This window comes from Nesterenkonia aurantiaca (assembly GCF_004364585.1).
In the GTDB taxonomy this organism is placed as follows: Bacteria; Actinomycetota; Actinomycetes; order Actinomycetales; family Micrococcaceae; genus Nesterenkonia; species Nesterenkonia aurantiaca.
The window spans coordinates 1-9769 of record NZ_SOAN01000017.1; the positions used below are offsets into that span (position 1 = coordinate 1).

The 9769-nt window shown below is 63.3% G+C and carries 7 protein-coding genes and 2 pseudogenes; 4 read left to right on the forward strand and 5 right to left on the reverse strand.

Annotated features, from left to right (window positions below):
• Positions 1–176: 176 nt before the first annotated feature.
• The 3 genes and pseudogenes from EV640_RS13340 to EV640_RS13940 all read left to right on the forward strand — a co-directional run.
• The gene (locus tag EV640_RS13340) at positions 177–497 is read left to right on the forward strand and encodes a helix-turn-helix domain-containing protein (protein ID WP_084479770.1); all 321 of its coding nucleotides are present in this window, start codon (positions 177–179) and stop codon (positions 495–497) included.
• Between the two features lie 47 nt (positions 498–544).
• Entirely contained in the window at positions 545–1351 is an 807-nt protein-coding gene (locus EV640_RS13345) for an IS3 family transposase (protein WP_243832339.1), read from the forward strand.
• A 28-nt stretch (positions 1352–1379) separates the two neighbouring features.
• Positions 1380–1541 (forward strand): annotated as a pseudogene (locus tag EV640_RS13940) (IS30 family transposase); the annotation flags it as partial.
• 21 nt (positions 1542–1562) lie between these two features.
• On the opposite strand, the gene EV640_RS13355 reads toward EV640_RS13940, so the two are convergent.
• The 3 genes and pseudogenes from EV640_RS13355 to EV640_RS13945 all read right to left on the reverse strand — a co-directional run.
• On the reverse strand, positions 1563–1988 hold the full coding sequence (locus EV640_RS13355) for a GNAT family N-acetyltransferase (protein WP_133726710.1): 426 nt from the start codon (positions 1986–1988) through the stop codon (positions 1563–1565).
• 663 nt (positions 1989–2651) lie between these two features.
• Positions 2652–5072, reverse strand: a complete 2421-nt coding sequence (locus tag EV640_RS13365) for a transketolase-like TK C-terminal-containing protein (protein ID WP_133726712.1) — start codon at positions 5070–5072, stop codon at positions 2652–2654.
• Positions 5073–5085: 13 nt separating this feature from the next.
• A pseudogene (locus EV640_RS13945) lies at positions 5086–5562 on the reverse strand (pyridoxal-phosphate dependent enzyme); the annotation flags it as partial.
• Positions 5563–6293: 731 nt separating this feature from the next.
• Here EV640_RS13945 and EV640_RS13375 point away from each other — a divergent pair.
• Entirely contained in the window at positions 6294–7538 is a 1245-nt protein-coding gene (locus EV640_RS13375) for a heparan-alpha-glucosaminide N-acetyltransferase domain-containing protein (RefSeq protein ID WP_133726713.1), read from the forward strand.
• A gap of 133 nt (positions 7539–7671) precedes the next feature.
• Here the strand turns inward: EV640_RS13375 and EV640_RS13380 are convergent, their stop codons facing one another.
• Together EV640_RS13380 and EV640_RS13385 are read right to left on the reverse strand one after the other, a co-directional pair.
• A complete protein-coding gene (locus EV640_RS13380) occupies positions 7672–8808 on the reverse strand; it encodes a sensor histidine kinase (protein ID WP_243832340.1) in 1137 nt (378 codons plus the stop codon).
• On the reverse strand, positions 8805–9527 hold the full coding sequence (locus EV640_RS13385) for a response regulator transcription factor (RefSeq protein WP_133726714.1): 723 nt from the start codon (positions 9525–9527) through the stop codon (positions 8805–8807). The genes EV640_RS13380 and EV640_RS13385 overlap by 4 nt, the downstream gene beginning before the upstream one ends.
• Positions 9528–9769: the final 242 nt, after the last annotated feature.

Consider the following 9769-nt stretch of genomic DNA (forward strand, 5'->3'; position numbering starts at 1 on the left):
TACCTCACGCCCGCCGAGTACGCTCGGCAATGCACCTACCAAACGGAGAACGACGACTCCCACAACGTGTGGACCTAACAGAGGGGGCGGCTCACGTCGCGCGTGCTCTTGACTTGGCATCCACTTCTGTTCAAATGTTGTATCAGCGATGGCAGGTACGAGGAATGGGTGCACTGGTGACACGAGAACGGAAGCAGTACGACCTCGAAACCAAGCTCTTGATCGTGCGCCGTCATCTCCAGGGCGCCTCTGGACGCGTCCTGGCCAAGGAGTACGACCTTCCCTCTCCCGGCACCGTCACGAACTGGGCGAAGATCTACCGGCGTGATGGTGAGGACGGGCTACGTCCGAAGAAACGGGGCCGACGACCAGTCACTCGGGAGAACCCTGTTCCCGAGAGTGAGGCCGAGCAGCTCCGCAGAGAAAACGAGCGGCTGCGTGCGGAGGTGGCGTACCTGGGAAAATTGCGGGCCTTGAGATCCCAGCAACGACGCTGAAAGTCCAAGCGGTCGATGATCTCAAGGCCCACCACCGGTTACCGCTCTTGCTGGAGTTGGCGAAGCTTCCCCGGTCCACGTTCTACGACCACCGCACCCGGCTGACCCGGCCGGACCGGCATGAGAAGCTCAAAGAAGCCATCCGCCAGGCTTTCACGCAGGCGCGCAGCGCATACGGGCATCGACGTGTGCTGGCCATGCTGCAGCGGCAGGGGTGGACAGTGTCGAAGAAGACCGTGCTGAAGCTCATGCGCGGGCTCGGACTGCAAAGCCCGGTACGACGCCGGCGCAGATACAACTCTTTCCGCGGCGAGGTCGGCAAGACGGCTGAAAACCTCTTGAACCGCCAGTTTGAGACCGCCACCAGACACACCAAGTGGGCTACCGACGTCACCGAGTTCACGGTCGGTGCCGCCAAGGTTTACGTCTCACCAATCCTCGATCTTCACGACAACCGGATTGTCTCCGTCATGGCAGGTCCGTCTCCGAGCGTCAGAATGGTCACCGATGGTCTCCACGCCGCGATCAACAGTTTGGCCCCGGATGAGCGGCCCCTCGTCCACTCAGACCAGGGATTCCAATATCGGCACCCGCACTGGCAGGACACACTCCGTGACGCCGGACTGACTCAATCGATGTCCCGCAAGGGCACCTGCCTGGATAACGCTTCCATGGAAGGGTTCTTCAGCCACCTCAAAGAGGAATGGTTCCGGATCCAGCAACCGAACACCATCGAGGACTTCCACAGCGGGCTGACCGAGTATCTGGACTGGTGGAACAGCACCCGCATCCAACAAAGACTCGGCTACCTCAGCCCCGACGAATACCTCGCCCACAACCCCGCTACCGCGTAACGTTCAATTAAGAGTCCAACATTCGGGGACCAGTCCACTCTTGAGGCAGTATTTCCCTAAGGGCGCCGATCTGAGCGCCTATGGCGTGGAAGACCTGGACTGGGTGGCTCAGGAACTCAATGATCGACCGCGGAAGAGACTAGGTTTCCAGAAGCCGATGGAACTGATCGAAGACCTCCTCTTGCAATGACCGCCAGATTCCGCAGATCCATTAACGGGCGTCGTCGAGGAGCATCAGCTTCTCTGGATTCGGAAAGGCCTTGAACCCAACCTGTTCGTAGAGTCCGTGAGCGTCGAGCGTTGACAACATCACCCGCTTGAGATTCATCGGTGCCAGCTCATTAAGGACGGCTCTAGAAATGAGAAAGCCGATCCCTCGGCCGCGGTAGCTCCTATCGACGTAGACGTCGCATAACCACGCGAAAGTTGCCTGATCCGTCACCACTCGTGCGTATGCGCACAAGGTGCCCTCGGAGTCGAAGGCACCGAAGTTCAATGATCCTTCGGCTGCTTGTTGGACAGTCTGTCGACTTCGACCCATCGCCCAGAAGGCGTCTGTTGACAGCCACTGGTGGACCTGGTCGAGTTCGATGCGCGAGAGGTCTGTGTCGATTGAGAACGGTGCACCGGATTCCATCGTAGGATTTTATACAACCTGGCAAGGCGTGGGCCGTAAGCCGATCGACTTGCGGGCGCCGGCTGACTTTTCGTCCGGCGATGCTTGATTCGCAGCCTCACCACGGAGACATCGGTCACCACGGTGCAACTGGATCGTCTTGGAAGACTCGTTTCGGCTGAGCTCAGAGAGTCCTATTGCGCGGATGGTTCTTGGCCGTACGCTCGTTTCCGTGTTTGTAGTTGCCCGTCGATCGGGCCATCAGCTCCTGGGGGTCCTGCTTCGTGACGTCCAAGAGGAAATTCTTAGCGGTGGTACCCCGCAATGTTGTCGCGCGGCGTCCCCGGTGAGTAGTGATGACCTCACCGTCACCGACGATTCGATATTCGAAACCACTCGGAGCATTCGACATGGTCAATATCTTTGCACGGTGCACCCACCGCGCCCCGGTGTTGAACCCGGGATTGGGTGAAGAGCGCGGCGGCACTTGCCCATCGGCTTACGCCGATACGCGAGCAGCAGGGCTGAGTCTGCCGACCTCATCGGTTCCCGCCACGACGGCTGCCAAAGCCTGATCGAAGGGAAAGTCTGGTGGAGTTCACCCGGTCAGGTGGGGGAGTGGCTTTCACCTCCACGCTCTCGGAGGTGAAATTCCGGGGGAGTGCCGCCTCGCCCTGACCGAGCTCAGCGCCCCAGTGAGCTCAGCGCGGCTGAGGTAATCGTCCCGGCGTCGATGCCGTGAAGGGCATGGGCCTCCGGCAGGGAGGAGGACTGCCCATACTCGGTCACACCAAGCGTCCTCGTGCGGTCTCCGCGCACGCCGGCGAGGAAGGACAGCGCATGCGGGTGACCGTCTAGCACTGTGATCAGTGGAGCGGGGTGTGCTGTGGGAAAGAGCTGTTCCAGGATCGCAGTCCCTGGACCCGGTTCCAGGGAGTCCCGGGAACGCATCGCCTGAAAGAGCCGGGACGGGCTGGTGACGTTCACGATTCCGGCCTTCACTCCGTGGGTGTCCAGGGTCTTTGCGGCCTCGCAGAGGTTGGGAATCACCGCCCCCGCGCCGACGAGCACCACATCATCCTTCTCGGCTGGATGGGTGCTGATCCGGTAGCCTCCGGCCAGGGCTTGGCGTCGCCGTCGTTCCCAGAGGGCCGGATCTTCGGGGAGCGCAGCGAGGGACTGTTCTACCGGACGGGTGGAGAGTCGGAAGTAGGCTGACCGCCCACCGGGCCGTCCCAGGTGGGAGATGGCCTCGAGCAGGCTCCACTCGAGGTCCTGGGCGAAAGCCGGCTCCCAATAGTCCAACCCAGGCGTGGAGATTCCGATGGAGGGCGTGTTCATCGACTGGTGGGCGCCGCCCTCTGGGGCCAGACTGACCCCAGACGGGGTTCCCACGAGGATCGACTGGCCACCGGCGTAGGTGCCGAACATCCATGGTTCCAGGGCCCGTGGGACGAAGGGGTCATAGAGGACCCCGATGGGGGCGAGTGGTTCGCCCCATCGGGACCACGTGGCGCCCAGCTCGCCGATGAGGCTGACCAAGTTGACCTCGGAGATCCCCAGCTCGATGTGCTGACCGTGCGGATTCTCCTGCCAGTGCAGCACGGTCTCGTCGTCGTCGGAGAACCAGTCTCGGCGTTCGCTGAGTGACCACACCCCGGTTTTGTTGATCCAACCGCCCAGGTTGGTGGAGGAGGCGACATCCGGGCTGACGGTGACGATGCGGCGGGCGTTCGTGGGGTCGGCTCGCTTAAGGTCGGAGAGCAGCCGGCCCAGCGTGGCCTGGGTGGAGGTCTGTTGTTTGTGCTTCCACTTCAGCTCCTGAGGCACCGGAATGCCGCTGGTCTGCGGCACCGGAGGGCGGCTCAGTCGTTGAGCGGTCTCTGAGCAGAGCGCAGCCTCATCCGTCCCCTCGGGGAATCGCCCCCAGGGGGAGTCGAGGTTTGTCCCGGAGAGCGCGGCAAGCTCACGCATCTGTTCCTCGGTCAGCTGGGCGGCGTGGTTGCTGGGGTGGCCTTCGGTGGCCAGGCCGCGCCCCTTGATCGTGTAGGCGAAGATGACGGTGGGCCGGGTATCGTCGATCTTCTGGTAGGTGGCCAGAAGCTCCTGGATGTCGTGACCTCCGAGGTCCCGCAGGGCCTCTGCCAGGTCACGGGGCTCCAGGCTTGAGACCAGCTCGGCCAACTGTGGGTCCGGTCCGTCTCCGAGCAGCCTGGCCGCGGCCTCGTCCGGGTGGGAGCGCAACAGGCGCTGGTACTCCTGGTTAGGCATCTCTTCGAGCCGGCGCCGCAGCAGCTCCCCGCCGGGCTGGCTGAAGAGCTGTTGGAGGCGCCTGCCCCAGGTGCAGGTCAACACCTGCCAGTCGGCGGCTGCGAACATCCCCTGAAGGCGTTGGATCTGCACGTCTGGGATCACCCGGTCCAGTGACTGCCGGTTCAGATCCACAATCCAGACCACGTCTCCGAGCTGGCGGACCTCGGGATCGATGATGGCCTCCCACACGGCCCCCTCGTCCATCTCGGCGTCGCCCAACAGGCTGTAGAACCGGCCGCCCTCCGGGAGCTCAAAATGGTCCTGCAGATAGCGCCGCGAGAGTGCCGCCCACACCGGTGCCGTGGCGCCGATGCCGACGGATCCGGTGGAGAAGTCCACTGTGTCCGGGTCCTTGGAACGGCTCGGATAGGACTGCAGCCCGCCCTTGGAACGCAGGGTGGGCAGATACTTCTCGTCCAGGTCTCCCAGCAGATAGTTGATCGCATGCAGCACCGGGGAGGCATGAGGCTTCACCGAAACTCGGTCCTTCGAACCCAGCTCGGCGAACCATAGGGCCGTCATGATGCCCACCATTGACGCTGAGGAGGACTGGTGGCCCCCGACCTTGATACCACCGGGAGTCTCGCGGCCCCGGTTCGCGGCGTCGATGATCGCGGTGGAGAGCCACAGCACCCGCTGGGCCACGGCGTCGAGGGTCGACCCGCTGAAGGAAGAAGCCGCGGAGAGCGGACGCTCATTGACGCCCGGCGCGGGATGGCGCTGAACACTGGTCTCGAACTGGCGGTCTTCCTCGTCGAAGTCGCTAGGGCCCTGCCTGTCGGGATTCTGCATGGTGGGTCACTCCTCAGATGATTCCGGAATAGGCGTTCAGGGCAGGCTGTCCGCCCAGGTGGGCGTAGAGCACGTTGGAGTCTGGGCCGATCTCGCCCTCGCGCATCAGGTCGATCAACCCCGCCATGGACTTGCCTTCGTAGACAGGGTCGATGATCATCCCTTCCAGCTGGGCGGTGGTCCGCATGGCCTCCAGCGTGGACTTCACCGGAATCCCATAGAGGTCTCCGGCCCAGCCCTCGAGCACAGTGATCTCATCATCGCCCAGATCCCGGCCCAGCCCGATGAGCTCCGCGGTATGTCGCGCGATCTGCGCCACCTGGCCCCTTGTCATATCGATGGTGGCTGAGGCGTCGATCCCGAGCACCCGGCGAGGCCGCTGCTGTCCAGCGAACCCGGCGATCATCCCCGCGTGGGTGGAACCCGTCACCGTGCAGACCACAATAGTGTCGAAGAAGACGCCCAGCTCTTGTTCCTGTTGTTCGACCTCTGGGGACCGGCAGCTCGCCAGGGCTAGGGTTCCGGCGGTGATAGAGGCGGTCAGGAAAGTGGCGCGGCGGGTTCTAGGGCGCACCTCCAAAGTAAGCCGGGTGTGGTGGGTGCTACTCCACCCTAGGCACCGCTGGCTGGGATTGGGCAACTTTTGGAAGAGAGCGTTAGTCGCTTGTGACGAGGAGTATTGGCGGACGCGCGAGTGAAACGGCCTGAAAAGTGTTGTCCAACCAAGGGTTGCGAAACGATACAAATCGGGTAGGCATCTTTGCATCTGGGATCGGGAGGGCGACGACGGGAACTGCGTGCCGAGTTCCATCATCGGCAAGGTCATCAGGGGCGGTGGACGAGGGGACCTGGTTCTCAGTGCACGTATGCCCCGCCCCAAAAGGCTCGGTGAAGGATCGACTTGCGGGCATTGTTCGGCAAGTCTCGCTCGCGCCTCAGACCCTCTCCCGCCCAGGACGTTTAGAGGTGACGACGTCAGCGGACGTTCCGTGGCGCCGACTGACCAGTCTGGACCGTGCGCGCAGTTCCAAGCCTTCACCGATGGTTTGACCGCGGCTCTTCGGTGACCTCGGGGTTCTCTTTACCGAATCTTGAGGTTCCTGCGACCTGGGCTCTAAGTCCAACGGGCACTCTGGAATCAATACTCCCGATGGATCCCGGGACAGACAGATGTTGCAAGCTTCACCGTCCCTGTCAGGGGCGGACCGGAAAGGGATAGACATGAGTGAGACCTCAAAGACTGGGACGGCAGGCGTGAAGGAGACTTCGATGCGGTCCCGGGGCCGGCTGGTGGGCATCGACGCGGCACGAGGGCTCGCCCTGCTGGGGCTGATGGCGATTCATCTGCTGCCAGCGTGGAACGAAGAGACCGGGGGAGTCAGCTGGTCCTGGCGATTGTTCTCCGGGGACTCGGCCGCGTTGTTCGCGCTGCTCGCCGGGGTGGGTCTTGCGCTGACCTCCGGGGGACGTAACCCGCATCAGGGCAGAGCGATGACTGCTGACCGGGTCGGACTGCTGGTCCGGGCGCTGCTGATCGCAGTGGTGGGCCTCTGGATCGGCACGGTGATGCCGCAGGATCCTCCGGCATACGGCATCTTGCTCTATTACGGTGTGTTCTTCCTGCTGGCGATCCCGTTCCTCCACATGGGTCCTAAAGCACTGTTCGCCTCTGCGGCGGTGTTCGGGATCCTGTCCCCGATGCTCATGCAGAATCTTGCCGGCGAACTGCCTGCATGGAGTTCGTATAACCCCACGTTCATCGACGTGTTGACCGAGCCCGGAGCCGTCGCTTCTCAGCTGCTGCTCACCGGTACCTATCCGGCGCTGCCGTACATGGCGTATCTGCTGGTGGGCCTGGGATTGGGGCGACTGGACCTGCGTGAGACCGCGGTGCAGGTCCGTGTGTTGGTCGTGGGAGTAGGGGTGACGATCTTCGCCTACTCCACCTCCTCCGTCCTGCTTTACGCCTTAGGTGGATACCAGCGGCTGTTGAGTACTTCCGGGATGAGTGAGTACGAGCTGGATCAGGTCCTGATCTGGGGTCCGGACTCGTTGCCGGCCTCGACCGGGTGGTGGCTGACGATCACGACCCCACACACCAACACTCCGCTGGCGATCATGGCCAGCCTCGGCGTGAGTCTGATGGTGCTGGGAGTGTTCCTGTTGATTGCTCCGAAGGTCGGGAAGTGGTTGTTGCCTCTCTCCGCGATGGGCGCGATGACCTTCACCTTGTACACCGCCCACCTGGTGGCCCTCTCGATCGAGGTCCACTACGGCCAGCCCTACCTGTGGTTCGTGATCCACCTGGTCGCGGCAGCCGTGTTCGCGATGATCTGGCAGCGGGCACTGGGGCAGGGCCCGCTGGAGAAGGTGGTCAGCGCCAGTGTGAAATGCACCCGACGGTTGGTCTCCGGAGCTGAAGGTCAGTCTCGAGCTTCGGCTGATGGTCGGGGCAGCCGGCCCTGAGCCGCCGTGCCTGGAGCACGAAGGACACCCTCCTCAGGCACACGCTCGCGCACCTGCTCCCGGCGATTGGGCCTGGACCCCCCGTGCCAGATGGTGGCGGCGTGGCCCGTGAGACGTATGCGGGGCAGCCGGGTTAGTGCAGCGCTCGGGTGCGAGGCAGTCGGATGTGGAAACTGGCTCCGTGACCGAGCCCGTCGCTGCTCGCCTCCAGGGTCCCGCCCTGGGCTTCGACCAGGGACTTGCTGATCGCTAACCCCAACCCAGAGCCTGCCCGGTGGGCTTCACGACCGGTATGAACCCGGTAAAAGCGGGCGAAGACATCGTGGAGGTGCTCGGGTCTGATGCCCTCCCCAGTGTCGGTCACAGTGATCGTGACCGCCTCCGGAGCGTTATCGGTATGCACGGTGACGGAACCCCCGGGCGGTGTGTGGCCCAAAGCGTTCTCCAAGAGATTCCCCAACACCTGACCCATACGTTCGGGATCAAGCGGGATTGGTGTTGAAAGCGGGCCGGCGCTGTTGGTTGTCACTGTGATGTTCTTGGCTGCGGCGGCGGGCTCGATGGCCGCGACCGCCTGGGCGGTCAACGCACCCGGATCTTGAAGGGTGAGCTGCAACTTCGCCGTGGCTTCCTCCGTGGCGGTGAGTTGCCGGATGTCATGCGCGAGCCGTTCCATCCGGGTGATCTGCGCGTTGAAGATCCCGATCGTCCGGGCATCCCATTCCACGACCCCGTCTTCGATCCCCTCCAGGTGGCCCTTGAGGCTGGCCAGGGGGGTGCGCATCTCGTGGGCGAGATCAGCCAAGAGTTGGCGTCGGGTGGTGTCTACGGCGGCGAGCCTGGCAGCCATGTCATTGAAGGAAGTCGCTAGAGAGTCGAACTCGGGGCCCAGTTTCGTGGAGGTGACGTCCACATCGTAATTACCAGCAGCGACTTCCCTGGCGGCGGTGCTGAACGAGGACAGGGAGCGGCCGATGGTTCGGTAGAGGTAGGAGCTGAGCAGCCCGGCGATGAACAAGGCCGGTAACCCGCCGATGACCAGAGCGGTCAGAATCACGGAGCGGAAGGCGTCTTCCAAGTGGATCAGCCCGGTGGCTGCATAGGCGTGCCCTGCCTCGACAAGCTCGCGGTAGAACATGGAAGGCCCCACCAGCACAGCGGTGGCCACCACGATGATCAGCCCGACCGCCAGCACTGCGGTCTGGGCCAGCATCAACCGCACCGTCAGCGGGCCCCATGACCACACGCGGTCGTTCTCGGTGGAGGTCATCGGCCGGTTCCCATCCGGTACCCGACCCCGCGAATGGTGTGGATGAACCTCGGGTCAGAGGCATCATCGTTGAGCTTCTTCCGGATGCGTCCGATGTGGACATCCACCAGATGGTCCTCCCCGGTCCAAGCGGTGTCCCAGACCAGTTCCACCAGCTGAGCCCGGGACAACACCTGGTGCGGGTGTGTAGCCAGAGAGACCAGCAGATCAAACTCGATCCGGGTCAACGCCACCGATTCGCCTCCCAGCTGCACCCGCCGGGCGGCCTCATCCACCACCAGGTCCTCGATCACGAGCTTCTGAACGGGTGACTCTGGCGTGGTCGGGACCTCCGCGTTGCTGGTGCGGGCTCGGCGCAGCATGGCCTGGACTCGGGCGACAAGTTCGCGAGGGCTGAAGGGCTTTGTCACATAGTCGTCAGCGCCTACCGAGAGCCCGATAATCTTGTCGATCTCATCATCCCGGGCAGTGAGCATCAAGACGTGGCAGTCCGAGAGGGTTCTCACCTGTCGACACACCTCGATCCCGTCGATGCCGGGCAGTCCTAGATCCAGCACCACCACGTCCGGGTCGAAGCTGCGCACCGCGGCGACCGCTTCGGTGCCATCATGGCGCACGGCGACGTCCAGTCCGGCTTTGCGCAGATACCCTTCGATGAGACGGGCCAGATCTGCCTCGTCGTCGACCACGAGGATCCTGCCGATTCGTGCTGTGAGCATCGGTGCTCCTTGATCGAAGGGCCACGCATTCGGCGGGGACTCGGGGCGGCACTGAGGAGGGGTTCACGAACGAGGAGAAGGGGAGAGGTTCTCCGGAATTCTTGAGAGTGAGGGTTCTCCGGGCGATAGGTGAGGGGAGCTGAGGAAGTGAGCCGCCCCCTCTGTTAGGTCCACACGTTGTGGGAGTCGTCGTTCTCCGTTTGGTAGGTGCATTGCCGAGCGTACTCGGCGGGCGTGAGGTA